This is a genomic window from Pseudomonas sp. 67(2021) (genome assembly GCF_017491835.1).
Lineage (GTDB): Bacteria > Pseudomonadota > Gammaproteobacteria > Pseudomonadales > Pseudomonadaceae > Aquipseudomonas > Aquipseudomonas atacamensis.
Map to the genome: position 1 here is coordinate 1 of NZ_JAFGYL010000062.1, position 538 is coordinate 538.

Here is a 538-nt window from a genome sequence, read left to right on the forward strand (position 1 = left end):
GTGTATGTCGGGACGTTCTTGCGTGGGTACCTGGGCAACCCGACAGGGATGCGGTTGTTCAACCGGGTAATGGCGGCATTGCTGGTGATGAGTGCTGTGTATCTGTTGCTGCCCTGACCCGTACCTCGGCGAACGGGGTACGGGCGCGTTGGAATCCATTCAATCGAGCGTCATCAGAATATGCCGTTAAGCTCCCGGAATACATGAGGCGGCATCGGCGTGAATCTGTTATTGCGCAGTTGGCTGATCGAGTACAACGCACTGGCGGTGCGACCGTTGCCATCCCCAAAGCCCTGGAAACCGACGACTGCCGCGAGCAGGTGTTTGTCAAAGTGCTGATGGTTTACGTCCAGATGCTTCAAATGCTGCTCCAGCAAGGCGAAGCCGGTCGGGCTGCTTCCATATTTGGTCGGGGCCCCCGCATCGCGCACTCGGCCAACGGCATCCGGTACAAGTTTGCGATGGATTTCCCTGATCACATTCGGATCGGTCAAGGAGGCCTTGTTGCTGGTGTATTCGCGCAGCACGCCAAGAATAT

At 57.2% G+C, this 538-nt stretch carries 2 pseudogenes; one reads left to right on the forward strand and one right to left on the reverse strand.

Features of this window, described 5'->3' with window-relative positions:
* A pseudogene (locus J5M66_RS26495) lies at positions 1-117 on the forward strand (LysE family translocator); the annotation flags it as partial.
* A 56-nt stretch (positions 118-173) separates the two neighbouring features.
* On the opposite strand, the pseudogene J5M66_RS26500 reads toward J5M66_RS26495, so the two are convergent.
* Positions 174-538 (reverse strand): annotated as a pseudogene (locus J5M66_RS26500) (hypothetical protein); the annotation flags it as partial.